This is a genomic window from Blautia caccae (genome assembly GCF_040095955.1).
GTDB classification, from domain to species: domain Bacteria; phylum Bacillota; class Clostridia; order Lachnospirales; family Lachnospiraceae; genus Blautia; species Blautia celeris.
This window is the reverse complement of record NZ_JBBMFP010000020.1, coordinates 94,531-111,891: the sequence shown is the minus strand read 5'-3', so window position 1 is coordinate 111,891 and position 17,361 is coordinate 94,531. Positions and strand designations below refer to the sequence as shown.

Sequence of the window (17,361 nt, the reverse complement as noted above, 5' to 3'; positions counted from 1 at the left end):
TGTCAGTACAATTCCTTTCATAGACCTCCTCCCCGGACAAAAAGTAAAAGGCAGACCACCAGACCACAGGATATCTGCATCCCATACCAACAATATAAACCAAAACACAGTTTATATCAACTTTTACTTTGCATTATACTGCAGTTTCTGCTGTTTTTCTCTTTCATCCGACAATATACAATTTTATACTTTCTGGATTTTTCGGCAGACCTGCCGCAGATTAAATGAAATGCTCTCCAGATAAACCGATTATACCTTCCTCCCTCCGCACTGTCAATCCCGTAAAATTTCACAAATAAAAACACCCGGGCTTCTCCCTGCCCAGCAACACGCTTTCTCGATGCGCAGACAGGGAGCATTTTTTCCGTATCACGCTGGCTGCCCGGAGATTTTCTTGCTTTCGGTCTGAAAATATTACGTGGGACAGCAGCGCATGAACCATAATGTATCGTTGCATTCTGTCATTTTACGCGCTTTTTTCCTGTACCAAAATCCGATTTTGTATGGTATACTTTTTAATATGATGTGTGAAAAAACATCGGAATAAGAGGTTAGGGAAATATGGAAGATAAATACGCACTGCTGATTGACGCAGATAACGTCTCAGCCAAATACATCAAGCCAATTCTGGATGAACTCTCCAAATACGGAAATGTAACATACAAGAGAATCTACGGTGACTGGACAAGCACTTATAATTCAAGCTGGAAGGAAGTCCTGCTGGAAAATTCCATCACACCGATTCAGCAGTTCAGCTATACCCACGGAAAAAATGCCACAGACTCCGCCATGATCATTGATGCCATGGACATGCTGTACACCAGCGAATTGGAGGGCTTCTGCCTGGTTTCCAGCGACAGCGATTTTACAAAACTGGCAAGCCGCCTGAGGGAAAGCGGTAAAAATGTCATCGGTATGGGTGAAGACAAGACACCATCCTCTTTTAGAAAAGCCTGTGATATTTTTACGGTACTGGAACTTCTCCTTGAGGATAACGCCATAGAAAAAGAGGAAAAACCCACAATCCACGCAATGGAAAAAGGTGCAAAACAGATCAGTGCGGATGTAGTCTCCAAAACACAGATTGAGGAAGCTGTTGTCAAGATCATAACAGAGAATCAGAACAACGACAAGATAACAGGTCTTGGTGAGGTAGGCAGCCGCCTGGTGAAATTATATCCCGATTTTGATGTGAGACGCTACGGATACAGCCTTCTTTCCAAATTCCTGGAATCCTTTCCCAAATTAAAGCTGCAGCAGGAAGGAACTCAGGTATCAGTCACCCTCTATGAAGACAAGAGCAAAAAAGAGATGCTGGAGGAATACGCGGTCCAGCTTGTTAAAAATGCGGGCCCCCAGGGTGTCCCTCTGGGTACCCTCAGCAATAAGATCCGCAACCGATTCGGAGATTTCAAAGTGCGGGATTACGGTTTCTCCCAGTTCAAACAGTATATACAGAGTTTTCCGGAAATCCATATCCGGGAGGATGGAGAACAGAACTGGGCGGTCTATGATGCTTGAGTGCCATTCTTTTTATAAATATTTATACGGGTATATGGAGTGTAGTGCTCCACATACCCGTATTTTTTTGCAGCCCTATGTTCATATAAAATCACTGCTGTTCTTGTTCTGTAGTTCGGACAGATGTTTTAAGCGTTACCGCTCGATGAGGTTAAAATCTGTTTCCAGATATCCATGCAGAACATCCAGATAGTTCTCTCCATATCTCTCCGCAAATTTTTCATCCACATTTTTTATGATCTCTTCCCCATCTGTAAAAACTGTACGCACATATTCCCCAAATGTTTTGTAATAATGACCACAGTGGTAGTCCCAGTCCTTCTTTGCATCTCGGGAGACCGGCACGCTGTTGTCAAGAGCGGCATTTTTAAACACAAGGCGGCAGCACGGTGCATTGTGGAGCACACTTTTCTGTTCAAACAACAGCTCAGGATTAAAGCCTCTGACAATCCCCCTGTCTATCTCTTTACAGTATACAAGGCCGCATTCCGCAAGATCCATCTCCCAAAAGGTATCATGCCATGCGCAGCTGTAAACCCGTGTCTCCGCGTCAGGATACTCCCCGGCCATCTCCGTTTTGCCCGGAATGGTGGCATATATCTCCCCATATGCCATGTATGTATTATAATCCAGAGGCATTTCATCCCGCATAGCCCTGAGAGCCATACGGTGTCCCCGCTGTTCCGCTGTTTTCTGGACAGCTTTTATAAAACATTCCACCCCTGCCGGGCCTTTGGCCGCTTTCATCTCCCTATAAAACGAACCGATCAAAAACGCATGTACTTTCTCATTAAAAACACAGCCTTCCGTCATATGATAAATCCTCCCCTGTTCTTAAAAATGTTCCAATGAGGCCAGATCTTTAATCGGTATACGTGTTTTTCCATGCCTGTCAGAGGGCTGGGGCGTCTCGTCACTATAACCCACTGCAAGTATATTAACAGGTTCCAGATTCTCAGGGATACCAAATTCTTTTCGCAGGACATCCGGCTTAAAATAACAGATCCAGACACTTCCAAGCCCTAAATCCGCTGCCTGCAGCATCATGTGGTCTGTCAGGATGGAAGCGTCAATATCACAGGTCTGTTTATGATCAAAAGGACGAACCCATGCTTTGTCGTGATCTGCACAGACCACAATGACAAGCGGTGCATGGTAAACATTTGCAGCCTTTGACAATTTTTCAAGACCTTCTTCCTCCTGTATCACCAGCAGCCGGACAGGCTGCAGATTGGCTGCTGTGGGTGCCGCATGGGCAGCCTCCAATATCTTTTCTAATTTTTCCTGCTCCACCTTCTTTCCATTATAGGAGCGTACAGAGTATCTCTTTTTTGCCAGTTCTGAAAATTCCATATAATTTCTTCCTTTCTCTTTCGATTTTTTATTGTCTATGCTATAATCTTACCACTGATTTTATTTTTAGCAAGAACGCACTTTTTTGGTATATAGTACCCAAAAATAACCATCCCCCCACGCATGATCTCTGCTGTGGAAAATACGAAAAAGAAAGGAACATCAAAATGAAAGTATGCAGCGACACTTACACCTGCCCTGTGGAGGCAACCATTCATCTGATTGGCGGAAAATATAAGGCAGTCATCCTCTGGCATCTGAGGGATCAGGTGCTCAGGTTCAGCGAACTGCACCGGCTTATCCCAAAAGCTACAACCAAGATGCTGACACAGCAGCTCAGGGAACTGGAAAGCGACGGCCTGATCAGCCGTACGGTTTACCCGGTTGTGCCTCCAAAAACAGAGTACGCACTGACGGAATTCGGCAAAACGCTTCTTCCTGTGTTGGAGTCTATGTGCGACTGGGGGCGCAGAATCTGCCCCTCCTAAAACAACTCATCCCAAAAATCAAGCTGGAATTCTCTCATCTTTTCCCGCAGCAGAGACATTTCTCTGTCATTCAGCACTGCAGTTTCCCGCAGTTCATTTTCCGTACATGACAGGATGTCCGTAACATACTCAATCCTGTGGTTTTTCAGTTTATCTGTCAGCTTTCTGCCAAGCCCCATCTCTTCTACATGGTTCGGCATTCTGCTTTTGGTTTCTTTACTCTTTTTGAGGAATTTACTCCGACCTGTTTCAATCATACCCTGCTCCCTCCGGTTTTCTGTCCTTCCTGCGGCTGCTTACTTACTACATAATAAGAATTATGTGGTAAAAAAAGATTATCTTCTAAAGGAATCTTATGAGAGGTGCAGCAGAATATGCCGTCTTTTCTTTTAAGCCTGCTTTTATCTGCCTGCAGGCTTCTTTTTGATATGTTTAAGACTTGGTAATTACAGATAATTTCTATACTCCGCTGTCTAAAAAAGACAAACCGAGTATATTTTGTTGACATTTTTTACCATATGTATTAAAATTTCTATAAACCAGATGCATTAACATTTATCTCAACTACATAATTCTTATTATGTTGTGTTAATGCTTTTCCCTTATGGAACGATCAAATCCAACTGTTCTATCATTCCCTGAAATTTCTTCAGTGTATCCGCGGTATAAATCCTCGTCACTTCAAGACTGCTGTGTCCCAGAACATCCGCTAATGCGGCAAGGTTATTTGTGGCCTTATAAAAAGAGCGCGCAAAGAGATGGCGCAGATTGTGTGGGAATACTTTCTTTGGCTTGATTCCTGCCTGTTCCGCTAATACTTTCATCTCTGTCCATATGTTGCTCCTGTCCTTTGGCTTTCCGCTTCTGGTAATGAAGACAGGACCTGACTTGATACCCTGTTTTCCGGCGTAGCACAAAAGTTTCTTCCGCAGGCTCTCCGGAATCAGGACAATCCTTGTCTTTCCCTTGTTACAGACTTCCAGACGGCCGTCCTGAAGATTTTTCACTGTCAGATATTTCAGCTCGCTGACCCTGACCCCTGTGGCACAGATGGCCTCCAGTATCAAGGCAAGCTGGCTCTTCTCCTTCTTTCTTGCTGTCTCTACCAGTTTCCGGTATTCCGTCTTTGTCATTTCTTTTTCTGAATCCAGAAACATGCGCTTCTGCACTTTATAACTTTTTACTTTCAGCTCAGGAAAACACAGGTAATCCAAAAAGGAGTTGACTGCTGCCAGCATAGAATTGGCGCTGCTTACTGCGTACTGCTGTCTCAGCCACTCTTTATATTCCAGAAGACGGATTCTATGGACCTGTCTGTCCGTTCCCAGGTATCCCAAAAACGTCTTTAAATCCGTGGAATATTTTCTGATGGTTGCCGCTGTCTTTTCCTGGCTGTATAAGTGATAAGAAAATTCTTCGATCAATTCTGTCTTCATGGTAAAGGTGATTTCTTTCTGCATTGGCAGGCCTCCTGTGGGTATGGTTTTCTTCCACTATTATAGCTTTTGAGGAGAATAACGCAATCGCTGCGGAGGAATTACCATAATTTACCAGACTTCTCTCTTTCCTCTCTCATTTTCCCCATCCACACACTCACTGATTTCCTGTACTGAAGAGGCGACATCTCCATAATAGACCGGAACTGTCTCAGGAACGTATTTTCGCTTTCATACCCGCATTTTACAGCAATCTCCGCCACGCTGTCTGTACCTGTTTCCAGCAGGGAGGCTGCCCGGCAGATGCGGACCGTGTTGATGTATTTATTCAGGTTATGCCCGCAGCAGCGTCTGAATTCTTTGCTGATCGTAGTCGGATGAAGATAAAAGCGGCTGCTCAGTGTCTTAAGCGTGAGCCGCTCCTGAAAATGAGTATCAATATACTCTTTTATTTCCCGCATAGCCTTATCCGCGGCTGTCGATGCTTCCGGGTTCCTCTCCATCCGGAAGGTTCTGAATAGAAGAACGGCTGTCTGGGTCAGGATTCCCCTCTGCATCTGTGTGCGGAACTCCTTTGTCCCCCGTTCTTCCTCCGCCAGATCCTGGAGCAGGCACACAAGTTTTTCAAATGTCTTTGGATCGACACGTTTATAATTCCGAACGAATGATTCCGGTGACGGTGTGGAAAATATTTTCTGCATATCTTTATCCGGAATCATACCTTTTAGATAAGCTGGTTTTACTGTCAGCCCATATCTCTGATAAGGAGGATTCGTAATCACGCTCCTGTGGTATTCCATGGCGCCTATGACCAAAATATCATAAGGCTCCACATGATATTTTTTCCCTGAAATATAATAATCCGCTTCTCCTGTCTCCACCAAAAGGATTTCACATGTATTATGTATATGGGACATTCTGAGCCTGTCATAGCCGCAGGTTCTTGAGACATTATAACAGTCCTCACAGATAGCCCGGAAATGTTCATGCTCCTCATAATCATTTACCCGAATCTGCATCTTTTCACCTCTATTTTGCTTTCGTTTTTCACTTTACCGATAATACATTATACCCTTTATTCTAAATCTTGAAAACACCTGACTAAAAAATAGTGATTTTATACCAAATAATATCAACAATCTCCTGCAGAAAAATGTTATGCTTTCAGCAATAAATAACAAAGCACATCTGCCGGATTTTAGAAACTGCCATAGAATCCTTTTTTCATCCGGCAGAGTAAGCAAAAATATGGAGGTAATTATGAAAGACATCACAATCCGAAATATCAGAACCTTTATCACCGCACCGCAAAAGGTCAATCTCGTAGTCGTGAAGGTGGAAACTTCAGAGCCTGAATTATACGGTATCGGCTGCGCCACTTTTACCTGGCGATGCAAAGCAGTTGTCACTGCCGTAGAGGAATATTTAAAACCCATGCTGGTGGGAAAGTCTGTCCACAATATTGAAGATATCTGGCAGTCCATGATGGGCAGCTCCTACTGGCGCGGCGGCCCGGTGCTCAACAATGCGCTGTCCGGCGTGGATGAAGCACTCTGGGACATAAAGGGCAAGCTGGCGGGCATGCCCCTCTACAGCCTGTTCGGAGGCAAATGCCGGGAGGGAATCGCGGTATACCGCCACGCGGACGGAACCACCATGGATCAGGTTGAGGATAAAATAAACGAATACATGGAACAGGGCTACCGCTACATCCGCTGCCACCTGGGCCTGTACGGCGGAAACGCAGGGGGCAGTATGCAGACCATGATCCATCCAGAAAACGCACCTGCAGGCGCTTACTATCATCCGAAAACCTATATGCAGAGTGTGGTAAAGATGTTTGAGCAGATCCGAAGGGATTTCGGATGGGACCTGGAAATCATGCATGATGTGCACGAACGGCTTTCCCCGGCAGATACCCTGAACTTTGCCAAAGAATTGGAGCCTTATAAACTGTTCTTCCTTGAAGATGCCCTTCCGCCGGAACAGGCCGGTTACTTTAAAATAATCAGGGAACAGACCTCTGTACCACTGGCAATGGGAGAACTTTTCACCAGCCCCGCTGAGTGGAAAACTATCGTACAGAATCAGTGGATTGATTTTATGCGCGTTCATGTAAGCGATATCGGAGGGCTTACCCCTGCCAGAAAGCTGGCGCATTTCTGCGAAGCCTTTGGTGTGCGCACCGCCTTTCACGGCCCCAATGACCTGTCGCCTGTGGGAATGGCTGCGCAGATGCATCTGGATCTGTCCTGTACCAACTTTGGCATTCAGGAGTTCAGCGGATTCTGCGAAGCGGAAAAGGCGATTTTTCCGGGATGCCCGGAAGTCAGAAACGGATATGCCTATATCAGTGACCGCCCGGGAATCGGAATTGATTTTGATGAAAAGGAAGCCGCAAAATACCCATATACGGATATGGATTTCGGCTGGCTTTTCTCACGCCTGCCGGACGGCACTGCTGTCCGCCCATAGTCTGCTGTAAGTTTTTCCGGTTACGCCTCCAGGTCTATTTTAGATAAAACTACTTATGGGTATCACAAAGCGCAGCACTTTGTGATACCCATAGAACTATTTCTGTAACGATTCCTTTAGCTGAATCGTTGCCTACTTCTTATCATACGGTTTTACCTCCACAGACTTTTTATCAAAATCAATAAAAAGCTGGTACGCGTATCCATCCTCACTGGTATCCCAGATCTCCACATATCCCGGCGACACTTCTATGAGGATTTCTGTATCTTCATGACTGTATTTGTTATAGCTCTCCCACAGATATTTTTTGTATCCCTCCTCAAATCTTCTTCCCGGTTCCTCCACCACCAGGCCTTTATTTCGCGCGGTTCCCTCTACCTGAACGCCGCTCCAGCACATGGCTACCCTGGGGTTTTCCAGAAGCTGTTTTGTCTTTCTGAAATTTTTGTCCGTTTTAAAATAAATCTTGTCATCGTAAAAAAGGCAGCTTACATTCCTTACCATGACATAGTCGTTAAGACTTGAAGCCAGTGCCATGATCTTGCTGTTCCCAAGCATTTCAAACATGCGCCCTACGGCATCCTCATAACTGATGGATTTGTCCAGTGTAAATTTCATTTTTTTATCCCCCTTTATTTTTCTACAACACTTTTGATCACTCTGCTTAACCTTTTATATAACAGAAATGTCAGGACTGACGTCACTCCGTACTTTATCAAATTGAACGGCAGGATTCCTAAGACTGCCATGGAAAAAGCATTTTTCATGGCCGGGTTTACTGCACTGCACATGGAAATGATCTCATCCATGGTCATGCCAAACAACCGCACATAAAACGGAATGATCAGATACAGGTTCGTAAAGATCGCCACAACTCCAACCAGCACTGTGCTGACGCCCATACCAGCCAATGCGGTCTTCTTCGTCTTATGTCTGTGATAGATCAGCAGCGCAGGCATGACATAGCAGCAGCTTAAAATAAAATTCTGTAACTCACCGGTTCCCAGAGAAAAGCTGCCCTGCATGACAAGCTGCAGCAGTATTTTGACCACAATGATCATAAGTGCTGCCCCGGGGCCGAACATAAATCCCCCCAGCATCTCCATCAGCCCCGACAGATCAAAGGACATAAATGGCGGCATAAAGGGAAGCGGAAACCTGAGAAGCATAAGAACAGCGCTCACTGCCCCCATAAGGCCGATGAAAGCAATCTTTTTCACCCGCATTTTAGCGCCGGTCCCGGCCCTCATACCCTTGTCAAAAGCTGCATTGGTTGTTTCGTTTGTCTGGTTCATAGTTTGTATCCTCCTTCAAAAAAATGAGCCCGGAACAAAAAATATGCTCCGGGCGTAGTTTCACAGAAAATGTCTTTTCTCATCCGGACTATACCGTCGGTGCTGGAATTCCCCTCTTCTATTAAGGAGTCACCAGCTCAGCCGCCAAAAGCGGGTCATGGACTATACCATCGGTAGGGACTTACACCCTGCCACAAAGACTTCAATATTCATTTTTTGAAATCAGAAATGCAGTAAACATCATCTGTTGTATCTGATTATATACCATAGTCTTCCATATGTAAACAAAAACAGGAAATAAAATGTTTATATCTCTTCCAGACAGATTTTTCTTAACTCCTCCTCCTTTTTCCGATAAAGCAGAGCTTCACTATATTGAAAATACGCATCACTTCCATTGCTGTTTATAAATTCCATGGCTCTTTCGCTTTTGGATAGTCCGGTTACAAAGAGCACCATCTCCTGCTCCTCACCAAAAGCATCCGCCAGAAACTGAAATGCATGTTCCAGATTTTCTCCCGCCTGTTTTACGATTTTCTGCCTCTTTTTCACTTCCTGCCCGAAAAGCTCCCGTACACAGGCCATACCCTCTTCTTTATCCGCAATATGTCTCTCCTTCAGATATACAGCAAAGGACTCCAGCCGTCCCACTGCCCACGCCTGTACTGCTGCCTCTTTTCCGGTAATCTTCTCCTCCAGTATCCGCTGTTCCAGTTCTCTTCTTCTGTTCTCCGCAAAAGTCTGAAGCACCTGCATATCTGCACTGTCATGCAAAATCTTCTTAAAATCATCCAGCGCCTCGTAGAGAGCACAGACATTCCCGTCTGCCCTGATATATGTAGCAAAGGACTGATCCAAATAGGCAAGCAGAAGGCCGGCCACTGTAAATCTCTCCTCAAAAGCAGCCTGGCGGGCCATATCCCTCCGCTTATCATAGTCCTCCTTTGACAAAGTACCTGCCGCTATTTCCGGAATGGCATAATCAGTCCCGTATTTTTGGTACAACCGGTAATACACGGCAAAGTCCCTGGCGATTTCCTCTTTCTGCAGATACTGGATCACCAGTTTCTCCGTGACAGGTATCTGAAATCTCTCATAGCTTTTCAATATTTCAGATAGATCCTCCCATCCTCTTGCAGTCACAAAAAATTTACCGTCCACCGTATTTTCCACAAGATAAAAATTTTCTTTCCTGATATTCAGATAGGAAAGCACAGCCCCGTGTATCTGCTGTGACCAGGCGTATTCCATCCAGACATCACAGTCCACTTCAATATCAATTTTCCTGACCCGGTCAAGCGTGACAATGTCAAATTCTCGGACCGATTTATTGTATTCCGGAGGATTTCCCGCTGCCGCGATCAGCCAGCCTTCCGGCACTTTATGACTTCCAAATGTCTTGTTCTGCAGGAACTGCAGCATGGTGGGTGCCAGGGTTTCGGATACGCAGTTGATTTCATCAATAAACAGAATCCCCTCTTTTTTTCCCGTGCGCTCCATGCACTCATAGACAGAAGCTATGATCTCACTGAGGGTATACTCTGTTACACTCACAGACCGGCCCTGGTATATTCTGTTTTTGATACTCGGCAGCCCCACAGCACTCTGCCTCGTATGATGTGTAATGGTATAAGAGACCAGACCCACACCGCACTCCTCTGCCACCTGCTCCATGACAGCGGTCTTGCCGATGCCCGGCGGCCCCATGAGCAGTATGGGCCTCTGCCTGACCATAGGAAATACATAATTGCCCTGTTCGTCCTTCTCATGATAGGCCTTCAGTGTACTGCTGATCTCCGTCTTTGCCTCTTTGATGTTCATTTCTTCCTCCTTGTAGGGTATAAATTCATATCCGGGAATCCCCGACTCTCTTCTTTTCATGAGATACCACCAGCTTCATGGCCCATGGCGGCACTCTGTCCATACCGGCACCTTCCTCCAAAAAGACGAATGCTGTCTCATACGCAGGCCTGCACTTCGGATAAATCCCATCGCCGTCTGTAAAATAAACCAGTGCTTTTAACTGCCTGATCTCTCTCTTCTCCTTCTGCTCTGCCACATACTGAAATACAGGCCGAAAATCCGTCCCGCCCCGTCCCTGAATTTTTATCTCCCTGCTGTATGCTTTCCACTCCTCCTCCGAATGGATGACCACCGCTTCCTGTATCCTGCAGTCACACTGAACAAGGTGCACTTTCATCTTTTTGAAGAAATTCTCCCGCTCACTGAGTATACTGTAGGTCTCTGCCAGAAACTGCTGCACCGTCTCCCTGGAACATGACCCCGATGTATCCACTGCGATCACCAGCTCCTCCAGACGATTTACCTCTTTGTATTCCAAGGGTTCTATAAGCGGCATATCTCCGTAATGCTCCATCCCGAAATGATACATAATATAATCAAAACTCTCGGTATCAAGCTCCACTTCTTCCCTGGGGACAGCAAATTTTTTCAGGAATTTCCTGTAATCATAACGGCTTTTCCCGACGGTCACTGTCTCCTCCTCACCGTCACCTTCCCGGGTTCCTGTTTTTTGTTTCTTCTGATGCCTGTTTTGTCCTGTGTAGGCCAGAATCTTCTCCCACTTGCTTTTTGTCCTGGCTGTCCTCTCCGCATCCTGCTGCGCCGTCCAGAGACTGTGGTCATCAAAACAAAAGGCAGTCTGCATCTCCTCCAGACTGTCCGAAAATACGCCCTGCACCAGCATCCGGCAGATTCTCTCCGCGGAAAGGCTGCGCCCTCCCAGTTTTTCCAAACATCTCTTTCTGACCGGATGGTCCGACAGGCGAAGCCCCGGCAGCGCCTCCCTCTCAATCACTTGTTCCACGGAAATATCACAGGCCAGATTCCAGATATCCTGCCTCTGCTCCTTGTTGGAAAACAGATGCAGGTACAAACAGTGCAGCATCATGTGCAGATATCCCCTGCGGATTACCTCCGGATTATTCCCGTAGCCTGCCAGCAGAAATACAGGGTCAAAATAAAATACATTTCCCTCCGTACCGATTCCCTTTACCCCTTTACCTGCCTCATATGAAACACTGGCAAAGGCGCCGTCCAGATATGGGAAATAACTGTAAAGCTCATTTCTGCAGTTTTTCAGGATCTCCACTCCCAGAGCTGCTTTTTCTTCGTTTGATCTCATTTTCTTTACCCTATGACATATTTGTATTTTTCCGGTAATGATATCTCCGGGGTTCCCGGAATATCTACGGCCGGATGTTTTTTATTGTCATTATAATTATATAAGAAAGCTCTTTTCCGTATATCCGTACTTCTTATCTTTCAAATGCATCAGCCACACAAGAGAGGTGGTCTTTTGACGCTCTCGTGCTGTCCGGATGAAGATTTCCAACTGCTCCTCCCGAAACCAGCCCAGGCTTTCCAGATACGCCATTTTTTCCACCGCATCCTCCTCGATCAGCTCCTGCACTGCGGGCACGATCCAATCTTGTATACAGCGTCCAAAATCATCTCTCTGCTCCTTTGAAACGCCGCCTTTCAGAAAGAAGCCGCGAAGAGCCACGGCCAGACGCACGGCATCCTTTTTCGTCTCCCTGTATTTCCGGTACAGCTTTTCTCCTTCCTCCCAAGGGTCATCTCTCTTCTGTCTCTCCAGAGCCTGTACTACCACTTCCACATCTTTCCGGAAGTCACTTATCTCTCCCATGGTATTCCTCCGCGTTACGATTGCCAAATATTGTTAAACATCTATTTTAAATATACCACACCCCCTCTGTGTCAGGCAATCCAAACGCCCAAAGAATTCCCGGCGGAATCTATTTTTTCCTGAAATCCTTTTGGAAACATGACCGGACGGACTGGCGTATGTTTCTGCTCAGTGGATTTATCGGCCTGTGTATCAACGGGATAAATAACCTTTTTACCTACGAAACCGACTTTCTTCTGCAGTGTATTGTGGGAATGCTGATTGTCCTGCTCTGTGAACGCATTTTCATCTGCCGATGGAATATTGTGGAGGGACCGGGCCTGTCTGCCGTGTGTATTCTGCCGGATGACTGAATCTGATATTTCATCCTGAAACACAGGGAGGAAAAGCCTTACTATCAGATATTCGGGAAAACGCTGACCACCTATGAGAAAAAGGACTGAAGACCGCTTCGTCGAAAAAAACCACACTTTATACCAAAAACATCTTCTCATCTTCCATTCTGATATACTAAGAACACATGGTTTATAAGCTTTATGCCCCTTTTTACCACATGGAGGCATCTTACGATAAAAAGCACACATTTTACCAAAATAAAGACACCGGAAAGAAAAGAATCTCTGTTATAATATAACCACAATTTATCAGCGGACAGTATCATCCGCATGACCGTAACCGACAAAAAGAAAAAATTAGGAGGACACATTATGACAAAGTATACCCTGCACGACATCCACATTGATCCGGAAAAGACCTGGCTTATGGACTTTGATGAATACTACGGAGGGAAGAAAACCTACTCCAAATACCTGATTGAACCTTATGGGCCATACCAGCACAATGAACTGCTGGACACTGTTTACGTGGACCCCAACCATGAAATGTGCTACCACGAACATACCCGCGGTGTGGAAACTTTTCTGGTGGACGGCGGCTCTGTGCTGACGGAAATCTGCGGCAAAAAAGCAGTGTGCACCAAAGGTGATATCGTACATATCTCAGCCTATACCCCGCATAAATTTACCTGGATCGATGCGGGAACCATATGGAGGGAGCTGTTCCAGGAAACCCAGATGGGGGAAGACTGTATTGCCAATCTGCGTTTTAAAGAATATAATAAAACTGAATTCGACATGGCAAAGGACGGACAGAGCACAGACAGCCTCTACTATACCTATACCCCTGTCACAGAGGAGGTTCCAAAGGAACAGATTTACCAGATCCGCCCGTACAACAGCGGCCTGTGTATCTACAGATTCGAGGGCTGCGAGCTGAGGCAGAAGGTAGCCCGCTGGGAGACAAAGGGACACAAGGAGATCTGGCAGCTCTGCATGGAGCCCGGTTTCCAGTTGAGCTGGAGTGCCCAGAATCCTTTCTACAGTCTGTTTATTGTGCAGGAGGGATTTGTGGAGGTCCGCATTGACGGCATGGAGAAGTTTACAGCAAAAGAACGTGACGTGCTGCACATTCCTACCCACCTCTCAGGCGAGATCACAGCACCCGACGGCGCCGTACTTTTTGACTATAACTGTGAAGGCTTCGGTCTTCGTGCCATCGAGGAACTGTATTCCCTGTATGCAGCCGACCCGAAAAAGGCTGAAGCTGAAGCTGAGAATATTCTTTCCAAACATAAATGTTATGTACGCGGACGTCTCATAAAATAACAGGCAGCATAAACAGGCCGGAACCGGGAAGATTTCCCGGAGTTCCGGCCGTTTAGTTATGCTGAAAACCAAATGGAAAAAAGGAGATGGAAAAACAGGCATATGAAAATATTAGTTTACGGCAGTAGAGAATTTAAAGCAGGCTTTATGAAGGCACAAAGCCAGTGCGGTCACCAGGTTTTGTTCACCGACCGTCTTCCGTCTGCGGAAGATGCCATATCTTTCTCCCCGGATGCAGTGATCCTGATGGTCCAGAGGCCGGCATCCCGCATACAGGACTGCCTGGCTGTGCTCTATGAATCCTGCTCTGCGCGCCGTTTTCTGCTGTTTGAACCGCATCCGAACGGAAATTGCTTTTTTGCAGAAACCACGCAGCAGGATGATTCCCTGCACGATTTCTTCCGCGAAGCAGCCGGATGGAAACACACCATACCGCTGCAGTATCCGGCACAGAGCTGGCAGCTCCGCTTTCCGGATGCCTTTGAAAACCTGCAGCGCAGAGAAGCCATGAAGACGATGCTGTACGGTGTCACCCGGGAAGAATTTGAAAAATACAAGAGGCAGTACCGTCTCCACATAAACACTTCGGATTTTTATCTTTTTATGTGGGAGCTTGACAAAACCGTGTTGGTTGACTATCCGGTAAACAAATCCATCCATTATTTTCTGCACGCTCTGCGCCTGGAGGATTTCAGTATGATACTGGAAGAAAACCAGGGAGGGGAAATCGTATTTTCTGATATTTCCTTTGCCTATATCCTTGTAAATGCTTCCCATCCTTCCTGCATCCGTACAAGAAGGCAGCAGGCAGACCATTTTGCCCTGGAATTTTCCAAAGCTGCCGGACAGATTTCCTCCCACTGTTTTATCAGTGACCTTTTACTGGGACCGGAAGATATCAGCCGCGGACATCAGGATTTTAAACGGACCTGCGCATACCGCTTTTTCTGCCGGGAAGCAGTGGCAATTTCCAATGATTATATCAAATCTCATCAGCGCTGGTTTAGCAGAGATGAGATTCAGAACACTATTGATGCCATTGAACATTATCTCAGCTTTGATATCAGCAGCAAGGAGCTTCCGGAGTTGATCCGGCGTCTGTATCTCAAGATCGTAAAGCCCAGTATGAGCTATAAGCTGTATTACCTGATAAGTGAATCCATTCTGAAATCTCTAAAAAGTGAACTGTCCGTCAAACTGCTGATGGAGACTATAGACAGCCCCTGGCTTGTTCTGACCACGCAGTTAGGCACCATAGAGGAAAGCTGTACCCGTGTCCTGGACTGCATCCATACTCTGGCAAAACAGCAGGTAAAGACACACAATATCAGCAACCGTGTCGTCCGCCAGGTGCTCCGTTATATGGAAGAGCACTATGCAGAGCCCCTGTCTGTAAGCGATATTGCCAGAGACTTTAATGTAAGCCCTTCTTATTTGAGCCAGTGTTTTAAAAAAGAAACAGGCGCAAGTATGAAACATTATCTGACCATGCTGCGCATGCAGCAGGCAAAAAAGCTTCTTCTCACAACAGACGATTCCGTAAGTTCCATCGCCATAGCGGTTGGCTATGACGATTACCGCCAGTTTTCCAAAATGTTCAAAGTCTATACAGGCGTAACGCCGGTGCAGTGCAGGAAAGGGGTCATGTGATGGCATCCCCCTTACCTGCCATCTCTCATAAGAAGCCATACGGGTTCTCTGTAAACACCCCTTTATCAGCCAGGCTGACCGGCTTTATCTTCCCCTCCCCGGGCAGACCGAACTGGAGACAAATGTCCAGGTTTTCTGTCCCGAGGTCGTCCCCAAAACGGCCGTCCGATATCAAAGAGGCATGCATCTATTGTCAATTCTTTTACAACATTTTCTCCCACTGCATAGTCCGAAACATAAATTTTCTTCCCTCCGTTGAACAAAATGGTTACGGTTTCCATTAGAAACTCCAATTTTTCTCTTCTATCCTCCTCCTCGCTTTTTTCAGTACCCAGATTTGTGTCAGACCTGAAAAAACCGTCTTTATATCCCCAAGTATCCCGGAGCCAGATTGTATTCTGGCACCTGTTCAAGAAATCGGAATTTTCTCACTTCCACAGGGATATCTACATCCAGATATACTTTGAAAATATGGGATATGCTCTCACTGTTATATGGAAAGACGTTTGTCTGATATCAATCGACACTTCCGCGAAGGAAGTGACAAAACGGTTATGTAACTGGGAAGATGTAAGAAAAATTTCAATCCACACTTCCGCGAAGGAAGTGACACAAGAAAGTAATCATACTTCCGGCACAGAGCAAATTCCAATCCACACTTCCGCGAAGGAAGTGACGACCTGCTCCAGATACTGTCGAACAAAGCTAGCAGATTTCAATCCACACTTCCGCGAAGGAAGTGACCCCCGGAGGGGAATACAACCCGTACCCGTTTACAATTTCAATCCACACTTCCGCGAAGGAAGTGACATCGAGGGGGTCAAGATAACTCTTATGCTCGGGATATTTCAATCCACACTTCCGCGAAGGAAGTGACTTGAACAAGCATCAGCTTGAATTGAATGTAGGAATTTCAATCCACACTTCCGCGAAGGAAGTGACAAAAGAAATATTAGTCAATGGAAGGAACTGGAAATTTCAATCCACACTTCCGCGAAGGAAGTGACCGTATTCCAACTGCTCGATCAATCCACTATATGAATTTCAATCCACACTTCCGCGAAGGAAGTGACTTACAAGACGAAATTTAAGAAGATTCATTAAAAGATTTCAATCCACACTTCCGCGAAGGAAGTGACTGCCGTATGTATCTTTTCATACTCATTATCAGGCATTTCAATCCACACTTCCGCGAAGGAAGTGACCCTACAGCGTTTAAAACTGACTGTGCAACACTTAATTTCAATCCACACTTCCGCGAAGGAAGTGACAGGTATAAAGGCAGGACAAGCGGGAACTGCACTTAATTTCAATCCACACTTCCGCGAAGGAAGTGACAGCTTTCATCCCTGATTTCCGGGGAGTATACATTATTTCAATCCACACTTCCGCGAAGGAAGTGACGATAAATTCTCTTGCTGTATCCATAGAGCATGTGATTTCAATCCACACTTCCGCGAAGGAAGTGACAATACATGAGGAGAAAGTGTACAAATGTACATTGATTTCAATCCACACTTCCGCGAAGGAAGTGACAGTCGATGGAGAGATCATCATAGACACAGAGCGGATTTCAATCCACACTTCCGCGAAGGAAGTGACGTATCGGTTGTTTAAGCTCAATGTCAGTTTATTTATTTCAATCCACACTTCCGCGAAGGAAGTGACGGCTGCTTTGGCATAATGACATGACGGAGACAAAATTTCAATCCACACTTCCGCGAAGGAAGTGACTTATCTTCGCGTTAGAAACAAGGCCTATTATGAATTTCAATCCACACTTCCGCGAAGGAAGTGACAAATTGGATC

16 protein-coding genes, 1 CRISPR repeat array and 1 riboswitch (1 of these 18 only partly in view) are annotated in these 17,361 nt (G+C 45.8%); of the genes, 6 read left to right on the top strand and 10 right to left on the bottom strand.

Annotated features, from left to right (window positions below; genetic code table 11):
* Positions 1-561 precede the first annotated feature (561 nt).
* On the top strand, positions 562-1,521 hold the full coding sequence (locus WMO65_RS19520; RefSeq protein WP_148393673.1) for an NYN domain-containing protein: 960 nt from the start codon (positions 562-564) through the stop codon (positions 1,519-1,521).
* Between the two features lie 135 nt (positions 1,522-1,656).
* Here WMO65_RS19520 and WMO65_RS19515 read toward each other — a convergent pair whose 3' ends face one another.
* Both WMO65_RS19515 and WMO65_RS19510 read right to left on the bottom strand, forming a co-directional pair.
* Positions 1,657-2,334, bottom strand: coding sequence for an L-2-amino-thiazoline-4-carboxylic acid hydrolase (locus WMO65_RS19515; protein WP_148393674.1), 678 nt, complete (start codon positions 2,332-2,334; stop codon positions 1,657-1,659).
* A gap of 21 nt (positions 2,335-2,355) precedes the next feature.
* Complete coding sequence (locus WMO65_RS19510) at positions 2,356-2,874, bottom strand: nitroreductase family protein (protein WP_148393675.1); 519 nt, start codon at positions 2,872-2,874, stop codon at positions 2,356-2,358.
* A 167-nt stretch (positions 2,875-3,041) separates the two neighbouring features.
* Here WMO65_RS19510 and WMO65_RS19505 point away from each other — a divergent pair, with 167 nt between their 5' ends.
* Complete coding sequence (locus WMO65_RS19505) at positions 3,042-3,362, top strand: winged helix-turn-helix transcriptional regulator (RefSeq protein WP_103731961.1); 321 nt, start codon at positions 3,042-3,044, stop codon at positions 3,360-3,362.
* Here WMO65_RS19505 and WMO65_RS19500 read toward each other — a convergent pair.
* From WMO65_RS19500 to WMO65_RS19490, 3 genes are all read right to left on the bottom strand, one after another.
* Positions 3,359-3,619 carry a hypothetical protein gene (locus WMO65_RS19500; RefSeq protein WP_033143765.1) on the bottom strand — a complete coding sequence of 87 codons (261 nt, stop codon included), beginning with the start codon at positions 3,617-3,619 and terminating at the stop codon, positions 3,359-3,361. The two genes, WMO65_RS19505 and WMO65_RS19500, sit on opposite strands and share 4 nt — an antisense overlap.
* A gap of 345 nt (positions 3,620-3,964) precedes the next feature.
* On the bottom strand, positions 3,965-4,822 hold the full coding sequence (locus tag WMO65_RS19495) for a tyrosine-type recombinase/integrase (RefSeq protein ID WP_148393676.1): 858 nt from the start codon (positions 4,820-4,822) through the stop codon (positions 3,965-3,967).
* A gap of 77 nt (positions 4,823-4,899) precedes the next feature.
* Complete coding sequence (locus WMO65_RS19490) at positions 4,900-5,817, bottom strand: helix-turn-helix domain-containing protein (RefSeq protein WP_148393677.1); 918 nt, start codon at positions 5,815-5,817, stop codon at positions 4,900-4,902.
* Positions 5,818-6,058: 241 nt separating this feature from the next.
* On the opposite strand from WMO65_RS19490, the gene WMO65_RS19485 reads away from it, so the two are divergent.
* The gene (locus WMO65_RS19485) at positions 6,059-7,273 is read left to right on the top strand and encodes an enolase C-terminal domain-like protein (RefSeq protein WP_148393678.1); all 1,215 of its coding nucleotides are present in this window, start codon (positions 6,059-6,061) and stop codon (positions 7,271-7,273) included.
* 132 nt (positions 7,274-7,405) lie between these two features.
* Here WMO65_RS19485 and WMO65_RS19480 read toward each other — a convergent pair whose 3' ends face one another.
* From WMO65_RS19480 to WMO65_RS19460, 5 genes are all read right to left on the bottom strand, one after another.
* A complete protein-coding gene (locus tag WMO65_RS19480; RefSeq protein ID WP_148393679.1) occupies positions 7,406-7,891 on the bottom strand; it encodes a pyridoxamine 5'-phosphate oxidase family protein in 486 nt (161 codons plus the stop codon).
* A gap of 14 nt (positions 7,892-7,905) precedes the next feature.
* Complete coding sequence (locus tag WMO65_RS19475) at positions 7,906-8,568, bottom strand: ECF transporter S component (RefSeq protein WP_033139683.1); 663 nt, start codon at positions 8,566-8,568, stop codon at positions 7,906-7,908.
* A gap of 67 nt (positions 8,569-8,635) precedes the next feature.
* Positions 8,636-8,773, bottom strand: a riboswitch (FMN riboswitch).
* Between the two features lie 101 nt (positions 8,774-8,874).
* Entirely contained in the window at positions 8,875-10,389 is a 1,515-nt protein-coding gene (locus WMO65_RS19470; protein WP_148393695.1) for an ATP-binding protein, read from the bottom strand.
* A 25-nt stretch (positions 10,390-10,414) separates the two neighbouring features.
* Positions 10,415-11,713, bottom strand: a complete 1,299-nt coding sequence (locus tag WMO65_RS19465; RefSeq protein ID WP_148393680.1) for a vWA domain-containing protein — start codon at positions 11,711-11,713, stop codon at positions 10,415-10,417.
* Between the two features lie 96 nt (positions 11,714-11,809).
* Positions 11,810-12,238 (bottom strand): hypothetical protein, encoded by a 429-nt coding sequence (locus WMO65_RS19460; RefSeq protein ID WP_033139685.1) that lies wholly within the window; start codon positions 12,236-12,238, stop codon positions 11,810-11,812.
* A gap of 158 nt (positions 12,239-12,396) precedes the next feature.
* Between WMO65_RS19460 and WMO65_RS19455 the strand changes: the two genes are divergently transcribed.
* From WMO65_RS19455 to WMO65_RS19445, 3 genes are all read left to right on the top strand, one after another.
* Positions 12,397-12,591, top strand: coding sequence for a hypothetical protein (locus WMO65_RS19455; RefSeq protein ID WP_033139686.1), 195 nt, complete (start codon positions 12,397-12,399; stop codon positions 12,589-12,591).
* A gap of 354 nt (positions 12,592-12,945) precedes the next feature.
* Positions 12,946-13,902: a cupin domain-containing protein gene (locus WMO65_RS19450; RefSeq protein WP_033139687.1), complete on the top strand. Its 957-nt coding sequence runs from the start codon at positions 12,946-12,948 to the stop codon at positions 13,900-13,902.
* A 102-nt stretch (positions 13,903-14,004) separates the two neighbouring features.
* Positions 14,005-15,552: a helix-turn-helix domain-containing protein gene (locus WMO65_RS19445; protein WP_187370687.1), complete on the top strand. Its 1,548-nt coding sequence runs from the start codon at positions 14,005-14,007 to the stop codon at positions 15,550-15,552.
* 513 nt (positions 15,553-16,065) lie between these two features.
* Positions 16,066-17,361: a CRISPR direct-repeat array (repeat unit 32 nt; unit sequence ATTTCAATCCACACTTCCGCGAAGGAAGTGAC); it runs 2,367 nt beyond the window's last position.

Bases quoted from the DNA above. Each gene is read 5' to 3' on its own strand.
- WMO65_RS19520 (WP_148393673.1), top strand. From the start codon at position 562: ATGGAAGATAAATACGCACTGCTGATTGACGCAGATAACGTCTCAGCC.
- WMO65_RS19515 (WP_148393674.1), bottom strand. From the start codon at position 2,334: ATGACGGAAGGCTGTGTTTTTAATGAGAAAGTACATGCGTTTTTGATC.
- WMO65_RS19510 (WP_148393675.1), bottom strand. From the start codon at position 2,874: ATGGAATTTTCAGAACTGGCAAAAAAGAGATACTCTGTACGCTCCTAT.
- WMO65_RS19505 (WP_103731961.1), top strand. From the start codon at position 3,042: ATGAAAGTATGCAGCGACACTTACACCTGCCCTGTGGAGGCAACCATT.
- WMO65_RS19500 (WP_033143765.1), bottom strand. From the start codon at position 3,619: ATGATTGAAACAGGTCGGAGTAAATTCCTCAAAAAGAGTAAAGAAACC.
- WMO65_RS19495 (WP_148393676.1), bottom strand. From the start codon at position 4,822: ATGCAGAAAGAAATCACCTTTACCATGAAGACAGAATTGATCGAAGAA.
- WMO65_RS19490 (WP_148393677.1), bottom strand. From the start codon at position 5,817: ATGCAGATTCGGGTAAATGATTATGAGGAGCATGAACATTTCCGGGCT.
- WMO65_RS19485 (WP_148393678.1), top strand. From the start codon at position 6,059: ATGAAAGACATCACAATCCGAAATATCAGAACCTTTATCACCGCACCG.
- WMO65_RS19480 (WP_148393679.1), bottom strand. From the start codon at position 7,891: ATGAAATTTACACTGGACAAATCCATCAGTTATGAGGATGCCGTAGGG.
- WMO65_RS19475 (WP_033139683.1), bottom strand. From the start codon at position 8,568: ATGAACCAGACAAACGAAACAACCAATGCAGCTTTTGACAAGGGTATG.
- WMO65_RS19470 (WP_148393695.1), bottom strand. From the start codon at position 10,389: ATGAACATCAAAGAGGCAAAGACGGAGATCAGCAGTACACTGAAGGCC.
- WMO65_RS19465 (WP_148393680.1), bottom strand. From the start codon at position 11,713: ATGAGATCAAACGAAGAAAAAGCAGCTCTGGGAGTGGAGATCCTGAAA.
- WMO65_RS19460 (WP_033139685.1), bottom strand. From the start codon at position 12,238: ATGGGAGAGATAAGTGACTTCCGGAAAGATGTGGAAGTGGTAGTACAG.
- WMO65_RS19455 (WP_033139686.1), top strand. From the start codon at position 12,397: ATGTTTCTGCTCAGTGGATTTATCGGCCTGTGTATCAACGGGATAAAT.
- WMO65_RS19450 (WP_033139687.1), top strand. From the start codon at position 12,946: ATGACAAAGTATACCCTGCACGACATCCACATTGATCCGGAAAAGACC.
- WMO65_RS19445 (WP_187370687.1), top strand. From the start codon at position 14,005: ATGAAAATATTAGTTTACGGCAGTAGAGAATTTAAAGCAGGCTTTATG.